The organism is Sphingomonas jaspsi DSM 18422 (assembly GCF_000585415.1).
Classification (GTDB): Bacteria; Pseudomonadota; Alphaproteobacteria; order Sphingomonadales; family Sphingomonadaceae; genus Sphingomicrobium; species Sphingomicrobium jaspsi.
Genome location: NZ_KK073876.1, coordinates 2225800 through 2247395, shown reverse-complemented (window position 1 = coordinate 2247395; position 21596 = coordinate 2225800). Strand labels below are relative to the sequence as shown.

The 21596-nt window shown below is 65.4% G+C and carries 22 protein-coding genes; 13 read left to right on the top strand and 9 right to left on the bottom strand.

Annotated features, from left to right (window positions below; all coding sequences use genetic code 11):
• Positions 1-96 precede the first annotated feature (96 nt).
• Entirely contained in the window at positions 97-891 is a 795-nt protein-coding gene (locus tag G570_RS11410; protein WP_037502438.1) for a thymidylate synthase, read from the top strand.
• Here the strand turns inward: G570_RS11410 and G570_RS11405 are convergent.
• On the bottom strand, positions 888-1604 hold the full coding sequence (locus tag G570_RS11405; RefSeq protein ID WP_037502435.1) for a hydroxyneurosporene dehydrogenase: 717 nt from the start codon (positions 1602-1604) through the stop codon (positions 888-890). The genes G570_RS11410 and G570_RS11405 overlap by 4 nt on opposite strands.
• Before the next feature lie 119 nt (positions 1605-1723).
• Positions 1724-3280: a 1-hydroxycarotenoid 3,4-desaturase CrtD gene (gene crtD / locus G570_RS11400; RefSeq protein ID WP_037502433.1), complete on the bottom strand. Its 1557-nt coding sequence runs from the start codon at positions 3278-3280 to the stop codon at positions 1724-1726.
• A gap of 64 nt (positions 3281-3344) precedes the next feature.
• Here crtD and G570_RS11395 point away from each other — a divergent pair, with 64 nt between their 5' ends.
• The 10 genes from G570_RS11395 to pufC all read left to right on the top strand — a co-directional run bounded on the left by G570_RS11395 (position 3345) and on the right by pufC (position 13018).
• Positions 3345-4472 carry a methyltransferase gene (locus G570_RS11395; protein WP_084607685.1) on the top strand — a complete coding sequence of 376 codons (1128 nt, stop codon included), beginning with the start codon at positions 3345-3347 and terminating at the stop codon, positions 4470-4472.
• Positions 4473-4590: 118 nt separating this feature from the next.
• Positions 4591-5526, top strand: coding sequence for a chlorophyll synthesis pathway protein BchC (gene bchC / locus G570_RS11390; protein ID WP_037504143.1), 936 nt, complete (start codon positions 4591-4593; stop codon positions 5524-5526).
• On the top strand, positions 5523-6506 hold the full coding sequence (locus G570_RS11385) for a chlorophyllide a reductase iron protein subunit X (protein WP_037502432.1): 984 nt from the start codon (positions 5523-5525) through the stop codon (positions 6504-6506). Before bchC ends, G570_RS11385 begins: the two co-directional genes overlap by 4 nt.
• Positions 6507-6605: 99 nt before the next feature.
• A complete protein-coding gene (gene bchY, locus G570_RS11380; RefSeq protein ID WP_174377478.1) occupies positions 6606-8042 on the top strand; it encodes a chlorophyllide a reductase subunit Y in 1437 nt (478 codons plus the stop codon).
• Positions 8039-9484 carry a chlorophyllide a reductase subunit Z gene (bchZ, locus tag G570_RS11375; RefSeq protein ID WP_037502429.1) on the top strand — a complete coding sequence of 482 codons (1446 nt, stop codon included), beginning with the start codon at positions 8039-8041 and terminating at the stop codon, positions 9482-9484. The genes bchY and bchZ overlap by 4 nt, the downstream gene beginning before the upstream one ends.
• A gap of 121 nt (positions 9485-9605) precedes the next feature.
• Positions 9606-9770, top strand: coding sequence for a light-harvesting antenna LH1, beta subunit (pufB, locus tag G570_RS13495; RefSeq protein WP_084607684.1), 165 nt, complete (start codon positions 9606-9608; stop codon positions 9768-9770).
• Positions 9771-9840: 70 nt separating this feature from the next.
• Positions 9841-10023, top strand: coding sequence for a light-harvesting antenna LH1, alpha subunit (pufA, locus tag G570_RS11370; protein ID WP_037502427.1), 183 nt, complete (start codon positions 9841-9843; stop codon positions 10021-10023).
• Between the two features lie 102 nt (positions 10024-10125).
• A complete protein-coding gene (gene pufL / locus G570_RS11365) occupies positions 10126-10965 on the top strand; it encodes a photosynthetic reaction center subunit L (protein ID WP_037502425.1) in 840 nt (279 codons plus the stop codon).
• Between the two features lie 14 nt (positions 10966-10979).
• On the top strand, positions 10980-11948 hold the full coding sequence (gene pufM, locus G570_RS11360; RefSeq protein ID WP_037502424.1) for a photosynthetic reaction center subunit M: 969 nt from the start codon (positions 10980-10982) through the stop codon (positions 11946-11948).
• Entirely contained in the window at positions 11945-13018 is a 1074-nt protein-coding gene (pufC, locus tag G570_RS11355; protein WP_051504374.1) for a photosynthetic reaction center cytochrome PufC, read from the top strand. The genes pufM and pufC overlap by 4 nt, the downstream gene beginning before the upstream one ends.
• 4 nt (positions 13019-13022) lie before the next feature.
• On the opposite strand, the gene G570_RS11350 is transcribed toward pufC, so the two are convergent.
• The 7 genes from G570_RS11350 to G570_RS11320 all read right to left on the bottom strand — a co-directional run bounded on the left by G570_RS11350 (position 13023) and on the right by G570_RS11320 (position 19440).
• A complete protein-coding gene (locus G570_RS11350; RefSeq protein WP_174377472.1) occupies positions 13023-13289 on the bottom strand; it encodes a hypothetical protein in 267 nt (88 codons plus the stop codon).
• A 7-nt stretch (positions 13290-13296) separates the two neighbouring features.
• The gene (locus G570_RS11345; RefSeq protein ID WP_037502422.1) at positions 13297-13779 is read right to left on the bottom strand and encodes a TspO/MBR family protein; all 483 of its coding nucleotides are present in this window, start codon (positions 13777-13779) and stop codon (positions 13297-13299) included.
• A complete protein-coding gene (locus G570_RS11340) occupies positions 13776-14972 on the bottom strand; it encodes a geranylgeranyl diphosphate reductase (RefSeq protein ID WP_037502420.1) in 1197 nt (398 codons plus the stop codon). Before G570_RS11340 ends, G570_RS11345 begins: the two co-directional genes overlap by 4 nt.
• Positions 14969-16276 carry a BCD family MFS transporter gene (locus G570_RS11335; RefSeq protein WP_037502418.1) on the bottom strand — a complete coding sequence of 436 codons (1308 nt, stop codon included), beginning with the start codon at positions 16274-16276 and terminating at the stop codon, positions 14969-14971. Before G570_RS11335 ends, G570_RS11340 begins: the two co-directional genes overlap by 4 nt.
• The gene (gene chlG / locus G570_RS11330; RefSeq protein ID WP_037502416.1) at positions 16273-17175 is read right to left on the bottom strand and encodes a chlorophyll synthase ChlG; all 903 of its coding nucleotides are present in this window, start codon (positions 17173-17175) and stop codon (positions 16273-16275) included. Before chlG ends, G570_RS11335 begins: the two co-directional genes overlap by 4 nt.
• 66 nt (positions 17176-17241) lie before the next feature.
• Positions 17242-18606, bottom strand: coding sequence for a transcriptional regulator PpsR (gene ppsR / locus G570_RS11325; RefSeq protein ID WP_245600296.1), 1365 nt, complete (start codon positions 18604-18606; stop codon positions 17242-17244).
• 69 nt (positions 18607-18675) lie between these two features.
• Positions 18676-19440 carry a cobalamin B12-binding domain-containing protein gene (locus G570_RS11320; RefSeq protein WP_245600295.1) on the bottom strand — a complete coding sequence of 255 codons (765 nt, stop codon included), beginning with the start codon at positions 19438-19440 and terminating at the stop codon, positions 18676-18678.
• A 345-nt stretch (positions 19441-19785) separates the two neighbouring features.
• Here G570_RS11320 and bchF point away from each other — a divergent pair, with 345 nt between their 5' ends.
• Both bchF and G570_RS11310 read left to right on the top strand, forming a co-directional pair.
• Positions 19786-20316 (top strand): 2-vinyl bacteriochlorophyllide hydratase, encoded by a 531-nt coding sequence (bchF, locus tag G570_RS11315; protein WP_037502414.1) that lies wholly within the window; start codon positions 19786-19788, stop codon positions 20314-20316.
• Positions 20313-21593, top strand: coding sequence for a ferredoxin:protochlorophyllide reductase (ATP-dependent) subunit N (locus G570_RS11310; RefSeq protein ID WP_037502412.1), 1281 nt, complete (start codon positions 20313-20315; stop codon positions 21591-21593). Before bchF ends, G570_RS11310 begins: the two co-directional genes overlap by 4 nt.
• Positions 21594-21596 lie beyond the last annotated feature (3 nt).

Below are 21596 nucleotides of genomic sequence, written 5' to 3'. Positions count from 1 at the left end.
ATCGAAGTACTCCTGCCACGCCAACCGCATCCGAATTGACGATCCAAAACGGAGGGAATCGCTGGACGATCGAAGCGCGCAGGCTAGGGTGGGGCCATGCGCCAATATCTTGACCTGATGCAGCAGATTCTCGACCATGGGGTCGAACAGATGGACCGAACCGGAACCGGCACCTTGAGCCTGTTCGGTGCTCAGATGCGGTTCGATCTGGCCAAGGGTTTTCCGCTGGTGACCACGAAGAAGCTCCACCTGCGATCGATCATCGTCGAGCTGCTCTGGTTTCTCAACGGCGACACCAACATCGGCTGGCTGAAGGACCGCAAGGTCAGCATCTGGGACGAATGGGCCGACGAAAACGGCGATCTTGGTCCGGTCTATGGCAAGCAGTGGCGCGACTGGGAAAGCGCCGACGGCCGCCATATCGACCAGATCAGGGAACTCGTCGACCTCATCCGGCGCGATCCCGGTTCACGCCGCCAGATCGTAACGGCCTGGAACCCGGGCGAAATCCACAAGATGGCGCTGGCCCCGTGCCACTGCCTGTTCCAAACGCAGGTCGCGGCAGGCAGGCTCAACCTGCAGCTTTACCAGCGCAGCGCTGATTTTTTCCTCGGCGTGCCGTTCAACATCGCCTCCTACGCGCTGCTGACCCACATGCTGGCGCGCGAATGCGGGCTTGAGCCGGGAACGTTCGTCTGGACCGGCGGCGACGTGCACCTTTATTCGAACCACCTTGAGCAGGCTCGCACGCAGCTTGCCCGCGATCCCCGGCCGCTGCCCCGGCTGGTCATGAAGGACCGCGGCCAGTCGCTGTTCGATTATGAGCCCGAAGATTTTTCGTTCGAAGGCTACGACCCGCACCCGCACATTGCGGCGCCGGTCGCGATCTAGCGCGCTCGAGGCATTCGATAAGGCAGCATGAACTGGACGATCGGCGATCGGAACCGATCGAGGCTCAGGCTTTCCTGCACGGCAATGACCGGTTCGCCGTCCAGCCGCGCCTCGACCGTCGATCGGGCATAGAAGGGCGCATCCTCCCACGTTCGGATTACCCGCGCCTGTCCCCGGTCGGCACGCGTCTGCCGCTCCATTTGCCACAGCGTGTCGGGCAGGGGGGCAACCAGCGGCAGGTCGATTTCCTCCGCCGTGCCGGAAGAATTGAAGCGCAGGCCGCTGGCGAAGGGCGATCCGTCGCGGCGGATACCTTCGTAGAAGACGGTGGCACCCCGCCGATGATGCGCGCGCGACCAGTGCCACACGCGAAAACCGTCTTCGAGCGATTCCCCACCGAAATTGCTGTCGAGATAGGCGCTTCCGCGCCAGCGCACGGCCGGTTCGATCATCTCGACCTCGATCCTGGCGCGGGGCGCGATGCAGTGCCAGCGGTGGCGCGCGTCGGCGTCGAGTGCGAAGCTCCTGGCGTTGAGCGCCTCAGGGATGACCCGGATCTTGCCTTGGACGCGGCGCTGCCATGGGATGCCAAGGCGTTTGTCACGCTCTTCGATGTCGATCTCCAGCGCGTCGCCGACCCAGCGAATCGCGCTTGGTCCGATCGCCAGCTGGTCGCGTTCCTGAGCGACCGCAGCATGCGGTCGTTCGGTCATCGTCCAGCGCGCGCCGGGACCGTATAGCGCGACGTTGAGCGCCGCATGATCGAGCGGATCGTGGCGACCGCTGCTTTTGTAATAAGGCGAAAAGACGCTGCCCAGAAAAGCGATGATGGTCAGCCCGTTGCGCCCGTCGTCGCTGATCGCGTCGACATACCACCAGGCGTAACCACCGGATGGAACCGGCGCATCGAAGCGAGGTCGCGCATCACGGCGTGGGCGGCGAGCCGCCCCGACAAGGCCGCCATCGGCACGCCCGCTCCGGGGTGGGTGCTTCCACCCGCGCAGTAGAGCCCAGGGATCCGGGTCCGCGTTCCCTGCCGGAGGAAGGACGCCGCCCAGCCGTGCGAGGCCCGTCCATAGATCGCTCCGCCGGTCGAGGGCAAAAGCTGATTGAATTCGTTCGGGGTCGTGAGCGAATGCGGGAACGGATCCTCCAGCTCCAGCCCGCAGCGGGACAGGCTGCGCCTCATGGCCATTGTGCATCGCGCTCTCTCCTCGTCGGAATAATCATGGGTGTCGCCGTTGGCCGGGGCGTTGACGATGACCTGCAATCGCTCGCGCCCGTGCGCGGTACGGCCGCTGCCGTCCCGGGCCTGGGCGCAGACATAGACGCTGGGATCACGTGGTGGGTGACTGCCCGCGATGTCCGCGAATTCGCGCGCATAGTCGGGCGAAAAGAACACATTGTGCCGGGACATATCGAACCCGGCGGTGTCGGCATGGGCGGTCCATACCAGCGCCGACAGCGACCGTCGTTTGGGCGGAACCGCACGGCACGCGCGGCGCGCTGCTTCGCCGAAGCGCCCGTCCGCCAGCGACGCAGGGTCGGCGTTGCAGATGATTGCATCCGCTTCGAACCGTTCACCGTTGTCCAGCGTCAGCCCGCTGGCCCGACTCCGGCCGATGTCGATGCGCGCTACGCCTTGGCCGAACCGGAACCGGGCGCCGTTTCGTTGCCCGAGCCGCTGGAGCGCGGCGGCGAGAGCGCTCATCCCGCCATCGATCAGCCACACACCCTGCGCTTCGACATGAGCGACCAGCATCAGCGTCGCCGGCGTCGAGAAAGGCGATGACCCGCAATAGGTCGAATAGCGTGCGAACAGCTGGCGCAGCCGGGGATCGGCGAAATGTTCGCCCAGCACCTTCCACAGGCTTTCGTAGGGGCGGATGGCGATCAGGTCGCCGACCCGCCAAAGACCGATCCGCCACATCAACGGCAGGGGCCAGGACACTTTGCTGCCGCGAAGCATGCTGTTGTCGAGGATGCGGTAAATCCGCGCGGCTTCCCGGCGGAACGAGCGGTAGCCGGCTGCTGCCGCCGCACCGGCAAAGTCGCCGATCGCCTCCTCGCTGCGTCGCGGATCTGCGTGAAGGTCGAGGGATCCGTTTCTGTCCCAGGCGTGCCGCGCCAAAATGGAGGCCGGCCGCACCGTGACTTCGTCATCGAGGCTCGACCCGCAGCGGTGGAAAAGCTCGTCGAACACGTCCCGTAGCGTGAATACCGTGGGTCCGCCGTCGACTTGGACGCCGTCTACGCCGATGCGGCGGACCTTTCCCCCGACATGCTCTGACTTTTCGAAGACGGTCACGCGATGGCCCTGGGCAGCAAGCAGCGCGGCGCTGGCGAGCCCGCCGATTCCCGCGCCAATGACCGCGATTCGCGTCTCCAACGGCTGCCTCCCTCGGCTGGACTCAATTGACTGTTGGATAGCATCTGTCCATTTCAATTGACATATGAACCTGTCCAAACCCGGATCGGGACAAGCCGCATCGGGCGGCTGGGCGGTGCGCTGGCGCGGCTGGCGCAACCGGTTAATGGCGAATCCCGCCTTCCGTCGCTGGGCGTCGCGAATGCCGATCGTCAGCCGCGTAGCGCGGAACCGAGCGACCCGGCTGTTCGACCTCGTCGCGGGTTTTACCTATTCGCAAACGCTACTCGCCTCGGTCGAGAGCGGCTTGCTCGACCAACTCGTTGGGGGGGCGGCGACCACGGGTGACCTCGCCGATCGGCTGGGAATGGGAGCGCTTGCTGCGGAGCGGCTGCTTCGCGCCTGTGCCGCGCTTGGGCTGGTCGATCGGCTTGACGACGGATGGTGGATGCTCGGCGCGCAAGGTGCCGTGCTGCAGGCCGATCGCGGCATCCAGGCGATGATCCGCCATCATCGCCTGCTCTATGCCGACCTTGAGGATCCGGTTCGGCTCCTGCGTGACGATCGCAAGACGCCGACCGGTCTGTCGGACTATTGGCACTATGCGGCCGCGGAGCGACCCGACCTGGAACCGCAGGGCCGGGCCGATCCTTATTCCCGGCTGATGGCCGCGACCCAGTCGATGGTCGTCGAGCAGGTCCTCGACGCCTACGACTTTGGACGTCATGCCGCAGTGCTGGATATGGGCGGCGGAACCGGCACGTTCGCAAAGTGCGTGAGCGCCGCCTATCCGTCAATGCGCATTGGCGTGTTCGACCTGCCATCCGTCGTCGCAGGCGCAGCCCAAAGCACAACGACTTTCCATGCCGGCAACTTCTTCGTCGATCCGCTTCCGCAGGACTATGACTGCGTCACGCTCATCCGCATCCTGCACGATCATGACGACGATCGCGCAGCGGCCCTGCTACAGCGCATCGCCTTGTCCCTTATGTCGGGCCAGCGGCTGCTGATCGCCGAGCCGATGGCCGGAACGTCCGGTGCCGAGGCGATGGGGGACGCCTATTTCGGCTGGTACCTCTGGGCGATGCGATCCGGCCGGCCCCGGCGTCCGGCGGAAATACTCCAGCTGCTGAAGCGGGCGGGGTTCGCTCGCGCCAGCTTCCGTCCGACTGCGCAGCCGCTCATCGCATCCCTCATCGTCGCCACGCGTTGACACGTTTAATTGTCAGTCTGGATTGACACTTCACGACGACAGTCTACAGTGACACTGGGCCTGAGCATCATTTTCGATGCCTGGTTCGGCCAACAGGCCGGGAGGGATGACCAAGGCGATGGACGCACTTGCGGTCATACTTGAAGCACCCAAGCGATTGTCGCTGCGGCAACTCGCGCTGACCTCGGTCGGCCCTGACGACGTGGTCGTCGACGTCCGCTGGAGCGGGATCAGCACCGGGACCGAAAAGCTGTTCTGGACCGGGGAGATGCCGCAGTTTCCGGGCATGGGCTACCCGCTGGTCCCGGGGTATGAATCGGTCGGTCGGGTGGTCGACGCCGGCGAGGATGCCGAGCATCGCATCGGCGACTGGGTCTTCGTTCCCGGCGCATCCTGTTACACCGAAGCGCGCGGCCTGTTCGGCGGCACATCGCAGCGAGTCGTCATTCCGTCATCGCGCGCCCACCCGGTACCCGAGTCGCTTGGCGAAGATGGTACGCTGCTCGCGCTGGCCGCGACTGCGATGCATATCCTGAACAGCGGCCAGGTCCCCGAACTGATCGTCGGGCACGGTGTTCTGGGCCGGTTGCTAGCGCGGCTGACGATTGCGACCGGTGCTCCCGCGCCGACCGTCTGGGATATCAATCCCGCGCGCCGCGCCGGCGCGTCCGGTTATGCCGTCGTGGCACCTTGCGACGATCCGCGTCGCAATTACGGTGCCATCGTCGACGTCAGCGGCAACGCGGATGGCTTCGACGATCTCGTCGCGCGGCTGGCACATGGCGGGGAAATCGCGCTGGCAGGCTTTTATGCCGGGCGCGTCGGCTTCGCTTTCCCGCCTGCATTCATGCGGGAAGCGCGGTTGCGGGTCGCGGCCGAATGGACGCCGGCCGACCTTCAGGCGGTGCGCGGGCTCATCGATTCCGACGCGCTCAGCTTCGACGGCCTCATCACCGACATCCGTCCCGCATCGGACGCCGAAGCCGCCTATCCGGCGGCCTTTTTCGAACCGGACTGCCTCAAGATGGTCCTCGACTGGAGTGACGTCGCATGAGCATGCTCGATATCCAGAGCCTTCGTGACGAGGCGGCACAGGAACCCGATCCGGTTCCGACGGGCGAGGTCACCAAGGACACCCAGATCATCGCCATCTACGGCAAGGGCGGGTCGGGCAAATCCTTCGCCCTTTCAAATCTCAGCTACATGATGGCGCAGCAGGGCAAGCGGGTCCTGCTGATCGGCTGCGACCCCAAGTCCGATACCACCAGCCTGCTGTTCGGCGGCAAGAGCTGCCCGACGATCATCGAAACCTCGTCGCGCAAGAAGCTGGCGGGCGAGGAAGTGACGATCGAGGACGTCTGCTTCCAGCGCGACGGCGTGTTCGCGATGGAACTGGGCGGGCCCGAGGTCGGTCGCGGCTGCGGCGGGCGCGGTATCATCCACGGCTTCGAGCTGATGGAGAAGCTGGGCTTCCACGAATGGGGCTTCGACTATGTCCTGCTCGACTTCCTCGGTGACGTGGTGTGCGGCGGCTTCGGCCTGCCGATTGCCCGCGACATGTGCCAGAAGGTGATCGTCGTTGGATCGAACGACCTGCAATCGCTCTACGTCGCCAACAACGTCTGCAAGGCGGTCGAATATTTCCGCAAGATGGGCGGGAACGTCGGCGTGGCTGGGATGATCGTCAACAAGGACGACGGCACCGGCGAGGCGCAGGCCTTCGCCGAGGCGGTCGACATCCCGGTGTTGTGCGCGATCCCGGCCAACGAGGATATCCGCCGCAAGTCGGCCAACTACCAGATCATCGGCACGCCCGACGGCGAGTGGGGCAGCCTGTTCGAAGAATTGGCAATGAACGTCGCCGGCGCGCCGCCGCGCCAGCCGCGACCGCTCGACCAGGATGGATTGCTGGGCCTCTTTTCGCCCGACCAGACCGGCGGCGACGTCCAGCTTGTGCCCGCAACGCAGGCCGACATGCGCGGCGGAAGCTACGCCGAAAAACCTTCGCTCGAGGTCATTTATGACGAGATTTGATCGGTGACAGACTTGGCACCCGATGTGGGCCGCCAGCCGGACCGGATCGATGTCGATCCGGGCAGCGCTGGTGGCGGCTGCCACGGCGGTGCCGATACGATGCGCGATGCCGCGCGCAAGGCGGGCAAGAGCGAAATCCTCGACCGTTATGCCGCCGACTATCCGCAAGGTCCGCACGACCAGCCCCAGTCGATGTGCCCCGCGTTCGGCAGCTTGCGCGTCGGCCTTCGGATGCGCCGCACGGCGACCGTCCTGTCGGGGTCGGCCTGCTGCGTTTACGGGCTGACCTTCACGTCCCATTTCTACGGCGCGCGGCGCACCGTGGGCTACGTGCCCTTCAATTCGGAAACGCTGGTTACCGGCAAGCTGTTCGAAGACATCAAGGAGGCGGTCGAGGATCTCGCCGATCCCGCGCTCTACGACGCGATCGTGGTCACCAACCTGTGCGTGCCGACGGCCAGCGGCGTCCCGCTGCGGCTGCTCAAGAAGCAGATCAACGGCGTGCGCATCATCGGCATCGACGTTCCCGGCTTCGGCATCCCGACCCATGCCGAAGCGAAGGACGTCTTGGCAGGTGCGATGCTGGCTTACGCGCGGCAGGAAGTCGAACAGGGGCCGGTCGCTGTGCCCGCCCAGCGCCCGGATCGTCCGACGATCACGCTCCTCGGCGAAATGTTCCCCGCGGACCCGGTCGGCATCGGCCAGATGCTCGATCCGCTGGGTCTTGCCGCCGGACCGGTCGTCCCGACCCGCGAATGGCGCGAGCTTTATTCGGCGCTCGACTGCGCGGCAGTCGCTGCCATCCATCCCTTCTACACGGCATCGGTTCGGGAGTTCGAGGCTGCCGGACGAAGCGTCATCGGTTCCGCTCCGGTCGGAGCGGAGGGGACGGCGGCCTGGCTCGACGCGGTGGGCGCGGCGTGCGGTATCAAACAATCGCAAGTCGATACAGCCAAGGACCGCTTCGTGGCGGCGATCCGCGGCGCGCTGGCCGCCAACCCTGTCCGCGGGCGCGTGACCGTCAGCGGTTACGAAGGCTCTGAACTGCTGGTTGCGCGGCTGCTGGTCGAAAGCGGGGCGGAGGTGCCCTATGTCGGCACTGCCTGTCCGCGCACGCGCTGGTCGGATCCGGACCGCGAATGGCTCGAAGCGAAGGGCATTCGCGTAAATTATCGCTCCAGCCTGGAGCAGGACATTGCGGCGGTCGAGGAATATCGGCCCGACCTCGCGATCGGCACCACCCCGGTGGTGCAGCATGCCAAGAGCCAGGGCATTCCGGCGCTTTACTTCACCAACCTGATTTCGGCCCGCCCGCTGATGGGGCCGGCGGGCGCGGGCAGCCTGGCGATGGTGATCAACGCCGCCATCGCGAACAAGGCGCGGTTCGACCGGATGACCGAATTCTTCGAAGGCGTCGGCCGCGACTATTCCAGCGGAATCTGGGAGGAGACGCCGGAAGACCGGCCGCAATTCAAGAAGAAATATGCCGCGCTCAACGAGGCCGCGCGCAAGGCTGCCGAGGCGGTGGGCTCATGACGCTGGTCCTCGATCATGATCGCGCGGGCGGTTACTGGGGCGCGGTCTATGTGTTCACCGCGGTCAAGGGGCTGCAGGTTATTATCGACGGTCCGGTCGGCTGCGAGAATCTGCCGGTGACGTCGGTGCTGCACTACACCGACGGCCTTCCGCCGCATGAGCTGCCGATCGTCGTTACCGGGCTCGGCGAAGAGGAACTGGGCAAGACCGGTACCGAAGGCGCCATGAAGCGCGCCTGGAAGACCCTTGACCCGGAACTGCCCGCCGTCGTCGTCACCGGATCGATCGCCGAGATGATCGGCGGCGGGGTGACGCCCGAAGGCACCAACATCAAGCGCTTCCTGCCGCGCACCATCGACGAGGACCAGTGGCAGTCGGCGGATCGCGCGCTGGCCTGGCTGTGGACCGAGTTCGGCCCGAAGAACGTCCCCGACCTGAAGCCGCGCAAAGAGGGCGAGAAGCCGCGCGTCAACATAATCGGCCCGGCTTACGGCATGTTCAACATGGCGTCCGATCTCGCCGAAATCCGGCGGCTGGTCGAAGGGATCGGGGCCGAAGTAAACATGGCCTTCCCGCTCGGCAGCCATCTTGCCGACGTGCGCCGCCTGGCGGACGCGGAAGCCAATGTCTGCCTCTACCGCGAATATGGGCGCAAGCTGTGCGAAACGCTTGAGCGGCCCTATTTCCAGGCGCCCGTCGGGCTCGACAGCACGACCAAGTTCCTGCGCGCACTCGGCGACGCGCTCGGCCTCGATCCCGAGCCCTTCATCGAGAAGGAAAAACACACCACCATCAAGCCGCTGTGGGATCTGTGGCGCAGCGTCACGCAGGACTTTTTCGCGACCGCCAACTTCGGCATCGTCGCCAACGAAACTTACGCCCGCGGCATCCGCCACTTCCTCGAAGACGACATGGGCCTGCCGTGCCTGTTCAGCTTCTCGCGCAGCGCCGGGGTCAAGCCCGACAACCAGGCCGTGCGCGCCGCGATCCACGCCCAGCCGCCGCTGGTCGTTTTCGGCAGTTATAATGAGCGCATGTACCTCGCCGAATGCGGGGCGCGCAGCATCTACATCCCCGCCAGCTTCCCGGGCGCCGCGATCCGCCGCCATACCGGCACGCCGTTCATGGGCTATGCCGGCGCCACCTACCTGATCCAGGAAGTATGCAACGCGCTGTTCGACGCGCTGTTCAACATCATCCCGCTGTCGACCCAGCTCGACCAGGTCGACCCGACGCCCTCGCGCATGCTTCGCGAACTGCCATGGGATGCCGAGGCGAAGGCCAAGCTCGACGCGCTGGTCGATGCGCAGCCGGTGCTGGTGCGCATTTCCGCAGCCAAGCGCCTCCGCGACGCCGCCGAACGCATCGCCCGCATGACGGGCGAGGATCGCGTCACGGCCGACTGCCTCGCCGACGCCATGCTCGAAGGCGCGTCGGCATGAGCCGATTTCACCAGATTGCCCGCCAGCCGGGCTCCGCCATCTTTCCGGGCTTGTCCGGAAGGATACCGCCGGGAGGCGCCAGCCGTCTCTCGCACAACAGAGCAAGATTGGAGCAGGACCTATGACCGATCCAACACCGCATGACGACCGCTTCAGCCTGAGAACCTATCTCACGCCCGAAGAAGCCAAGGAATTCCACAAGCTGTTCATGACCAGCTTCATCGGCTTCACGGCCGTTGCCGTGGTAGCGCACATCCTCGTCTGGATGTGGAAGCCCTGGCTCTGATCAATATCTCGCGACGCGTCCCCGACCGGCGACGGTCGGCGCCTAGCGACCTTAGATAAGGAATAAACCCATGTGGAGAATGTGGCTCATTTTCGATCCGCGTAGAGCGCTGGTGGCGTTGTTCGTCTTCCTGTTCGTTCTCGCGCTGCTGATTCACTTCATCCTGCTCAGCACGGACAGGTACAACTGGCTCGATGGTCCGCATCAGGCGGTGGCCCCTGCGGCTGCGCCGGCGGCTCCGCCGGCAGCCTGATCAAGACTTGTGCGAGAGGCGGTGGCCCCAGGGCCGCCGCCTCCGGCGATCAGTGGACGACATTAGTCATCCCGTCGGCTTGCGACGGGGGAGGATAAAGCTATGGCGCTGCTCAGCTTCGAGCGGAAATACCGCGTGCGCGGAGGCACGTTGATCGGAGGCGACCTGTTCGACTTCTGGGTCGGCCCCTTCTACGTTGGCTTCTTCGGTGTCGTAACCGCGATCGCTGCCTCCCTCGGGACGGCGCTGATCTTCTACGCGGCCTCGCTTGGGCCGACGTGGAATCCCTGGCTGATCTCGATCGCGCCGCCCAACATCGAATATGGCCTGGGCCTGGCGCCGTTGAGGGAAGGGGGCTTCTGGCAGATCATCACCATCTGTGCCCTGATCAGCTTCATATCGTGGGCGCTGAGAGAGGTGGAAATCTGCCGCAAGCTGGGCATGGGCTATCATGTGCCCGTCGCCTTCGGCTTCGCCATCTTCGCCTATTTCTCGCTGGTCGTGATCCGACCGTTCCTGCTGGGCGCATGGCATTTCGGTTTCCCGTACGGCATCTTCAGTCACCTCGACTGGGTGTCGAACACCGGATACCAGTATCTGCACTTCCACTATAATCCGGCGCACATGCTGGCGGTGAGTTTCTTCTTCACCACCACCCTCGCGCTGGCGCTGCACGGATCGCTGGTCCTGTCTGCGGTCAACCCACCGGCAAATCCGGACGGCACGCCGGGCGAGGTGAAGACGCCGGAATATGAGGACACTTTCTTCCGCGACCTCATCGGCTATTCGATCGGTACGCTGGGCATCCACCGCCTCGGCCTGCTGCTCGCGCTGAACGCCGGGTTCTGGAGCGCGGTGTGCATCATCATCAGCGGTCCGCTGTGGACCAAGGGTTGGCCCGAATGGTGGACCTGGTGGCTCAACCTGCCGATCTGGTCGTGAAGGAGCGCTGAGCGATGGCCTATCAGAACATCTTCACCCAAGTGCAGCTCCGGACCGCGCCGGAAATGGGCGTTCCGTTGCCGGCGGGCGATACCCGCACCAGCGGCACCAGCTTCAGCCACCTTGCCGGCATCATCGGCCAGGCGCAGATCGGGCCGATCTACCTCGGCTTCCTCGGCGTCGCCTCGCTCATGTTCGGCTTCCTGGCGTTCGAGATCATCGGGCTCAACATGCTGGCGTCGGTCAACTGGAACCCGATCCAGTTCGTCCGCATGCTGCCGTGGCTGGCGCTTGAGCCGCCGGCGCCGAAATGGGGCTTCCAGCTGTTCGTGCCATTGGCCGAAGGCGGCTGGTGGCAGATCGCCGGCTTCTGCATGACGACGTCCGTCCTGCTTTGGTGGCTGCGCACCTATCGCCGCGCCCGCGCGCTGGGCATGGGAACGCATGTCGCATGGGCTTTCCTGTCGGCGATCTGGCTGATGGTGGTGATCGGTTTCATCCGGCCGATGCTGATGGGAAGCTGGGCGGAAAGCGTGCCGTTCGGCATCTTCCCCCACCTCGATTGGACCGCGGCTTTTTCGATCCGGTACGGCAACCTGTTCTACAACCCGTTCCACGCGCTTTCGATCGCGTTCCTGTACGGGTCAACCCTGTTGTTCGCGATGCACGGTGCGACGATCCTCGCGGTCGGTCGCTACGGCGGTGAGCGCGAAATCGAGCAGATCACCGATCGCGGTACGGCCTCCGAACGCGCGGCACTGTTCTGGCGCTGGACCATGGGCTTCAACGCGACGATGGAATCGATCCATCGCTGGGCGTGGTGGTTCGCGGTGCTGACGACGCTGACCGGCGGGATCGGCATCCTGCTGACCGGGACGGTGGTCGACAATTGGTATCTGTGGGCGCAGCTGCATCATTATGCGCCGTCCTATCCCGCAACCGGGGTCGTCGATCCCGCCGGCCTGGGGAGTGTCGGACAATGACCAGGGCATTTGCCATCGCGCTGATCGCAGCGCTGCCGCTGACGGTCACCGCCTGCGACCTGAAACCGAAGGAGGCGACCCAGAACGGCTATCGCGGGACCGGGATGGACACGATCAAGGATGCGGCCTCCGCGGTCGCCGCGGACGTGCCGGCGCCCCCTTATGCACCGCCGCCCGAAACCGGGGCGATGCCCGCGCCGGGTCAGTACAAGAATTTGCAGGTGCTGGGCGATCTGTCGGACGAACAGCTCAGCTACACCATGGCCTCGATCACCCAGTGGGTCGCGCCCAAGGAAGGCTGCAACTATTGCCACAACCCGGCCAACATGGCCTCGGACGAACTCTATACCAAGGTCGTCGCCCGCCGCATGCTGCAGATGACCCGCGCGATCAACCAGGGCTGGACCAACCATGTCGGCCAGACCGGCGTGACCTGCTATACCTGCCATCGCGGGCAGCATATCCCGACCGAACATTGGACGCTGCCGGCGGCCGATCCGACCTCCATCGTCGGCAATCGTCACGGGCAGAACAATCCGGTGTCGAACTCGGCCTATTCCTCGCTGCCTAATGCTGCACTGGCCAGCTATCTCCAAGGCTTGGCCGCACCGGAAGATATTCGTGTCGTGTCAAAGACCGCTCGGCCGACCCCGGCCGACCGGGTCAGCGTCAAGCAGACCGAGGCGACCTATGCGATGATGGCGCACATCACGTCGGCGCTGGGGGTGAACTGCACCTACTGCCACAATGCCCAGTCGTTCCAAAGCTGGGCGACCAGCAATCCGCCGCGGCAGACCGCCTGGTATGGTGTGCGGATGGTTCGCGACCTGAACGGCCATTACCTTACTCCGCTCGCCGGGGTCCTGCCCGCCAACCGCAAGGGCGAGGCGGGCGATCCGTTCAAGATCAACTGCGCAACCTGCCACCAGGGTCAGAACAAGCCACTTGGCGGCGTTGCCATGTCCAAGGATTATCCGTCACTGCGCAAGGGAGCGTACCAGCAAGCTGCTGCGCCGATGCCGGCACCGCCGCCGATCGAGGCTGGGGCCAAGCCGGCCGGCGCCCGCTAGGCCGTCAGTCGTTCGCCGACGCGCACCCCCGGGCGCGTCGGCGAAGGTCCGCCAGGTGGATGGGGAATGATGCAGCCAGCGGGATTGCCATCGCCGGCCAGCTCGCGCCGGTCAGCGCGCCGCGCAATGCGATCAGCATCAATGCGGCCGGCAACAGCATGGTGGCGACGTCGACCACCCGCCATCCGCGCGCGGCAAGGACGATCGCTTCCACCAAAAGGACGAGCAGCACGACGTCGACGGCGTGCCCGCTGCTGAAAAACCCGCTCAAGCCGGCATCAACCGAATGGACCGTTCAGCACGATCACCTGCCAGTTGAGCGCACCGGCGATGGTAACCCAAGCGAGGTAGGGCAGCATCAGCAAGCCTGCGACGGTCGAACGCCGCCAGCACGCCACCAACAGCGCCGCGATCGACAGCCAAAGCAGCAGAAGCTCGCCGAACGCCCAGTCGGGTCGCTGGATACGGAAGAAGATCAGGCTCCAGAGGATGTTGAGGAAGCCGTTGAGCGCAAACAGCCCGATCAGCACGTCGGACGATCGGGTCGTCGGCGACTTGCGCCATGCCGTGACGCCGGCCAGCGCCGTACTGGCGAAAACCACCGTCCATATCAGCCCGAAGGCGGGACCCGGCGGCGTCCAGTCGGGCTTGCGCAGCGCCTCGTACCAGCTTCCGAGGTCGGTAATCGTCCCGCCCAGGAAGGCGACCCCCAGCGCGAAAATCGCCGCAACCAGTACTGGCAGCAACCAGCTCTGCTTCATTGAGGCATGGCTTTCAGGCCGAGCAGATGCGCCATGTCCTTCACGAAGATGCGGACATGGGCCAGCGGCTGCGCGCGCACCAGCCGCTTGTGCATATAGGCCTGCCAGGTCAGCCGCTGAACGTCGCGGTCGGCGCACATGTCGACGAAACGCTCCCGTCGCTTGTCGCTCGAATACCAGAAATATTGCATCATCCGCAGGATCCAGAAAACGCGGCCATGCGACTTCATGAATTTGCGGCGGGCACCGGCCAGCGCCTTCGCATTGCCCGTTTCGAGGAAGCGCTCGGCAGCCTGCGCCGACGTCCGCCCGGCGGACATGGCGTAATAAATGCCTTCGCCCGATGCCGGCGCAACGACACCCGCTGCATCGCCCGCCACCAGCACGTCGCGGCCGTTATCCCATCGCTTGAGCGGTTTCAGCGGGATCGGCGCGCCTTCGCAGCGCACCGTTTCACATTCTTCAAGCCCGAGGTCGCCGCGCATTTGCGATACGGCGCCGCGCAGTGAAAACCCCTTGTTGGCGCTGCCGACGCCGACGCTCGACGTATCCCCATGGGGAAAGATCCAGGCATAGAAGTCGGGCGACAGCTTGCCCTGGTAGAACACATCGCAGCGCGACGCGTCGAAGCCCTGTTCGGTGCTCGGCGGCGACTTGATGACTTCATGGTAGGCAAAGACGCAGGGCATTCGATCGGCGCCGTCGATATTCTGCCGGGCGACGGCGGAGCGGGCACCGTCCGCCCCGATCACCAACCGGGTGCTGACCCGATGCGTCGCCCCGCCGCGGCCGTCGCGGTAGCAGACGTAGGTTGGGCGCCCCGACGCGCGCTCGATATGGTCGAAGGTGCCGGTGCGCCGTACCGCTCCGGCCTTTTCGGCCCTGCTGCGAAGCCATTCGTCGAAGATGTCGCGGTCGACCATGCCGACAAATCCGATTGCGCCCACCGGCATGTCGACCTTGCGATCCGATGGCGCGATCATCCGGGCCGAGCGGGCTTGTGCGACCAGCAGGCTGGTCGGCACGTCGAACTCCTCCAGCAACTTGGGTGGGACAGCGCCGCCGCACGGCTTGATCCGCCCCGCCCGATCAAGAAGGAGGACACGGCGTCCCGCTTTGGCGAGGTCCCAGGCCGCGGTCGATCCGCAGGGGCCGCCGCCGACAACGACGACGTCGAAATCATAATTGCTCATGTTCGTGCCAACCTGACTGAGGGGGTTCGGCGTGTGACGCGGACGGCGACGACCGCCGCTGCCAGGAACAGTGTCGCCTCTGCCCCGAAAATGATTTGGAAGGCGGCCCCGTCATGGCCGATCGCGCTGCGCAACAGATCGACGCCAAGTGCACCTGACAGCCCGCCAAGACCGAAGGCGATCGCCTGCGCAGCGCCCCAGACGCCCATCCGGATGCCTTCGCTGCGCCCGTCGCCGGCGCCCGCCAGGCCCATCATCGCGCCAATGGCGGACACGGCGAAGACGCCGTTACTCATGCCGAGCAGGAAGACATTGGCTTCAAGCGGCCAGCCAGACCCAGTCGCCGCCGCGCTCGCCAACCCTGCCAGCGCTATTGCCGAGGCGAGGCAGCCGACCATGATCCACGGCCGCAGCTCGCCGGGCCGTCGTCCGAAAAAGGCGCTCCCGCCGATCCCGCACAGGATCATGCCCGCCAGCACGCCGCCGTGCTGGATGCCGGACAGGCTGGTCGACTGGGCCGGCGTCATGGCGAAGATCAGGCCGGCGAATGGCTCGAGGATCAGATCCTGCATGCTGTAAGCCAGCATCGACAGGAAGATGAACAGGGTGAAACGGCGGGCCTCCGGATCGTCGAAGGTGTCGCGGACGGCTTCGGCAAACGAAGGCGCGGGCGCTTCGCCAGTGACGACAGCGGCCTCGGGCATGCGCCGTTCGAGGCCGATCATGGCAAGGGTCGACAGCGCAACGGCGCATGCGACAACCCCGCCAGCGACCAGCGCCAGCCGCGAAGGTGAAAATGGATCGAGCAAGGCACCCGCGGTCCCGGCGGCGACGACGATACCCGCCACCATCATGATCCATGTCAGCGCTGCTGCCGCCGCGCGCCGCTCGGGCGCGACCCCCGTCGCCAGCAGCGCAAGAACCGATGTGCCCGAAGCGCCCACGCCCGCGCCGATCATGGTGAACGCCAGGATCGACAGCAGCGTCGCCGCCGTTGCCCACCGATCGTGCAGGATCGTGGCGTCTACCGCCAGCAGCGCGCCAATACCAAGGATCGCCATGCCGCCAACGACCCACGGCGTCCGCCGACGACCGCGATCGGACCCGTGGCCCCAGATGGGCCGCGACAGCTGCACGGCATAGTGCCAGGCGACGAGCCCGGCGGGGATGGCGGCGGCCATATGATATTCGACCACCATCACCCGGTTGAGCAGGGAGGTCGCAAGCATCACGATCGCCCCGATCGACGCCTGCACGACGCCAAGCCGCGCAATGGTCGCCCAGCCGAGACCCTCGCGGCTCACCAATGCCCTCCCAGCCCGACGGCCGAAGCCAGCATGCCCAGCACGTAAAGCGACACGCCGGTCGCGCCATACCAGGGCGCGAAGCGGGCCGGATCGCGCAGCAAGCGCGGCATGAGCGACAGTTGGGCCAGGAGCAGCACGCCCACCGCAGCTGCCGACAAGGTCATGCCCCACCGCAACAGCAAGGCAATTACCGCCAGCTGGGGCAACGCCATGACGGCGCAGGCAAGTCGTCCCGCCCGGGCGATTCCCAACGTGACCGGCAGCGAGCGAAGACCTGTGGCCCGGTCGCCTTCGACGGCCTTGAAATCGTTGAGCGTCATGATCCCGTGCGCGCCGGCGCTGTAGAGCGCCAGGACGATGAGGATGCGGAGATCGGGCAGCGCGCCTGCCATGACCGCGGCACCGGTAAACCAGCTGAGGCCTTCGTAGGTCAGCGCTACCACTGCAGGACCGATCCACCCGCTCGTTTTCCAGCGGAATGGTGGCGCGCTGTAGCCCCAGGCACAGGCCAGGCCGACGATGGTTGCTAGCGCGACCCACGGTCCGACCGCGACCGCAACCGCGAGGGACAAAAGGCTGCCCGCGATGGCGACCCACAAGCCCCAGCGTCCCGCGACTCGGCCGGAGGGAATGGGGCGATGCGGCTCGTTGATGGCGTCGACGTGGCGGTCGAACCAGTCATTGACTGCCTGGCTGGTCCCGCAGACCAGGGGACCGGTGAGCATCACGCCGGCCAGCAAGAACGTCCATCGTCCTTGCCACGACGCGCCCGAAGACACCACACCGCACATGAACGCCCACATCGGGGGAAACCAGGTGATCGGCTTCAGAAGCTCGACGACATCGCGCACCGCCGGGGGCGGCGCTGCGTCAAGCGGTAGAGCCAATCGCGCCATGCATTGAGGCTATGCCTGACAGTCTATGCCGTCAATCGAATTTGACAGTGCTGTTGGCGCCGAAATTCAGTCCGCTTCGTTGAGCAGATTGCCCAGCCCGTATCGATGCAATTTCGCATACAGGCTTTGACGACTGAGACCGAGTATCTCGGCCGCGGACGCGCGGTTGTCGGACGTGTAGGAAAGCGCCGCTTCGATGCACAGGCGTTCGATGAGGTCGGTACTTTCCCGAACGATGTCCTTCAGCGACATTCGTCCGACCAGTTCGGTCAATTGCTCGACCGAGCGCGGCAGGTCCTGCGTCGCTGGCGGCAGGTCGCGCAGGCGTCGACCGATCTGGCGGATCGAAAAGCCGTAATAGGCTTCTTCGCCGCCCGAACGGACCGCCGATACTTCGACCTGCTCCTCGTCCGCGGCATCGCGAAGCCGGATCACGGTCCCGACGTTTCGCACTTCGCCGTGACGGGCCAATTGGCTCTCGATCAACTCGACATCGACGCCTGGCCGGCCGAGGAAATCAGCCAGCGACCGACCGCGGAGCTGGTCGGCGCTGGCGGCCTGCACCAGTTCGACGAAGGCGGCATTGGCCGCCACGATCTTCATATCCTCGTCGGTCAGGACGAAGGCGTCGGGCATATGGTCGAGCACGTCGAGCAGGGCGTGATCGCGGGCGTCGCGCTTGCGATCGGGCTCTGCCAGCCGGATCAGCAGATGCTGTCCGCCCTGCTGGCGAAAACCGGTCGCGCTGACCGACAGGTTCTGGTTCGACCCTGCCAGCTTTACCGTGGTCGGAGAGACCGAATTTGCGCTGAGCGCAGCACCAAGGAAGGCGATCAGCGGGTCGCGCGACGCCTTGGCAACCATGCCGGTGAATTTGGCCCCGGCAAGCGCGCCGGGTCGGGCGTTGAGCAGGCTGTAGGCGGCCGGGTTGGCTTCACGAATGCGATGCGTTTCGCCGTCGATGATGATCACCGGTTCGGACGACAGGTCGAACAACAGGCGGTATCGCGTTTCGGCCTGGCGCAGTCGCAGATAGTCGCGCTCAAGCGATTGCTGGGCCTGCAGCAACCGCTGCTGCAGCACCGCGGAATCGCGCATGTCGCGGCCGATGGCGATCATCGCGCCGCCGCCGGACAGGCCGATCAGCAGGTAGCGCACCGGAATGTCGCCGCGGCGGGTGGGGTGGTTGATCTGGCGCCAGCGCTGGCCTTCGCCCTTGCGCGCAGCGGCGATCATTTCGGCGATCTTGGGGCGACTTTCGACGGTCGCCGTCGCCGCCCATTCCGATCCGATCCAGTCGTCGAGTTCGGGAAAGTCGCTGCTGTTCGCGGACGCGTCGACGATCCGTCCACCGGCGTTCAGCAGCAGCGTGATGTCACCTGCCGCCATGGCGAGCAGGGCGGCTTCGTTCGCGCCCAGCGTTTCGACCACGGCGCCGAAATGCCGAAACGGCCGTTTCTCGGCAATATTGCGACCAACCGTGTCCAACGCTTCCTCCGCCTAACGGGCGATTGCTGTCAGCCGTTGGGCCTCTTTGACGAGACTGTCGGCGAACACCAGTGCCGACTGAGCATCATCCGCCGTTCCGTCCGCGCCGGCTCCGTGGACGATGGCGAGGTTCGCCGACACTGCACGTCCGCCGATCATCACGCGGACCATGGGGTTGTGCGAGACGCTGCGAATGGCCTTGATCAGCCTGCCGAGCTCGCCGCTAGGGCAATCGCAAGTGACGGTCAATCCGACCAGGTCGAAGGGCCGCGATCCCACTGCCGCCAGCAGTTCCTTGGCGGTCGGCTCGATCATCGCCTCCGATTGCCAGCCGGACCGGGAAAACAGCTCGTTGATCATCAGCGTGCCAAAACTGTGCTGCTCACCCGGCATCGTGGAGAATAGTGCGGTCCGTGAATGAAGGCCGCCCGAGCTGGCTGGCGGCGCCTGCCAGGACACTTCGCGCATCACTTCCTGCAACCGCCAAAGGCCCATCGTCACGTCGACGAAGCTGCAAATGTCTTCTTCCCACAAGCGGCCGAGTTCGCGCGCCGACGGCGCCAGCAGGTCGAGGAAAATGGTACCCGGGCTGACGCCCCGGTCTATATGCCGCATGACCACTTCGAGCAGCTCGTCCGCTTCGAGGCTGAGGGGCAGGCGAGCGAAGGCCTGCGCATCTGCGGGCGACAGGCTGGCACGACCGTCCGCTGCGTTGCGCTGACCGGCATTGCGATGCGCGAACAACAGGCGCGGAATGATCTCGCCTTCCACCAGCATGTCGAGTTCTGCGGGACGAGGGCCGGGGTTCCTGGCACGTGACTTTGCGCGGCCCCCAACAGCGCGTTTTCGTCCATCCCATCCCGAGCGCGGCGTCGAACTGTCTACGCCAATAACCGATGCCATTCAGACTCTCCTGGTCTGGTAGCGGCGCGGATTGCGTCAGATGAGGGATTGGCCGGACTTCTTAAGGTTGCGACTCTGCCCCCAAGGGTGAAACGTTACGCACAAAATACGACACTTGCAAACAGCAGCGTCAATTCAACCTAACGTCAAGACAGATTGACACTTTGTCATGCAGGGGCGTAGGCTCCCTTCTCAAGCGAGCGGAGGAACACGCGAGCCATGAGAAGAATCGACGCCGAACCAGCGCTCGCTCTTGATAAGAGCGGGACGGGCAGGCGCTCAGCGGCGCTTTACACGCCCGACGAGCGCCGGCGGCGTGACGAGTCGCCCTGGACGTTAGTTCAGGGAATATTGGCCCCCCTGCAATTCGCGATCTTCCTGACCAGCCTGACGCTCGTCCTGCGGTTTCTTGCTACTGGCGAGGGCGCGGCGGCTGCCGACCTGTCGATCGTCGCCAAGACGATCGCACTTTACACGATCATGGTCACCGGCTCGATCTGGGAAAAGAAGGTCTTCGGCCAGTGGCTGTTCGCGCGACCTTTCTTCTGGGAAGACGTTTTTTCGATGCTCGTGCTGGCGCTGCACACCGCTTATCTGGCGATGCTGTTCGGCGGTCTGGGCAGTGTCGAACAACGGATGCTGGTCGCACTGGCGGGTTACGCCGCCTATGTCGTCAATGCCGGACAATTCCTGCTCAAGCTTCGTGCCGCCCGGTTGCAGTCGCCTGATCGATTGGCGGCGGCGGGATGAGTGCCGCGATCCCCGTCGTAGCGCCCGGCGCCGACTGCGCGCCGGTGCTGCGCGAGCGGGGGCAACGCGAAGTCTTTTGCGGCCTTACCGGAATCATCTGGCTGCATCGAAAGATGCAGGATGCGTTTTTCCTCGTCGTAGGATCGCGCACCTGCGCCCACCTGCTGCAATCGGCAGCGGGCGTCATGATCTTCGCCGAACCGCGCTTCGCGACGGCGATCATCGAGGAACGCGACCTCGCCGGCATGGCGGATTGCAACGAAGAGCTGGACCGCGTCGTCCGCCGTCTGCTCGACCGTCGTCCCGACATCCGCACGCTGTTTTTGGTCGGCTCCTGCCCGTCGGAAGTGATCAAGCTGGACCTGGCCCGCGCGGCGCACCGTCTCGGCGCGCAGTTCGCCCCCGATGTCCGCATCGTCAACTATTCGGGCAGCGGCATCGAAACGACCTTCACCGAGGGCGAGGATGCGTGCCTTGCCGCGCTGGTCCCGGACATGCCTGCTGCCGCATCGGACGCGCCTGCCGATCTCCTTCTCGTCGGCTGCCTGCCCGACATCGTCGAAGACCAGTTCCTCCGTCTTTTCGCCGAACTGGGTATCGATCGCATAGCAAGCCTTCCCGCCCGACGCGCACACGACCTGCCCGCCATCGGGCCGAACACACGCTACCTCCTGGCGCAGCCGTTCTTGACGGCGACCGCCGCGGCGCTCGACGATCGCGGGGCGCGGCGGATCGACGCACTGTTCCCGTTCGGCGCAGAAGGCACGACTGCCTGGCTGCGCGCGGCGGCAGACGCGTTCGGCGTCGACGAGATGGAGTTCAACCGCGTCGTCGCGCCTGGCCGCGAACGCGCCAAGCGAGCGATTGAGCGCTCGCGCGAACGGCTGGCAGGTAAGCGCATCAGTTTCCTGCCCGACTCGCAGCTCGAGGTGCCGCTGGCGCGCTTCCTGTCGACCGAGCTTGGCATGATCCCGGTCGAAGTCGGGACGCCTTATCTCAACCGTCAACTGGTCGGGCGCGAGATCGATCTGCTGCCGACGGATACCCTGCTCAGCGAAGGCCAGCATGTCGACCGCCAGCTCGACCGGGTCCGCGTCGACCGGCCCGACCTTACCGTATGCGGCCTCGGCCTCGCCAATCCGCTGGAGGCCGAGGGGCTCAGCACCAAATGGGCGATCGAGCTCGTCTTTTCCCCGATCCACGGTTTCGACCAGGCAGGCGACCTGGCCGAACTGTTCGCGCGGCCCCTGCGTCGTCGCGATGTGTTGAGGGTTTAGGCG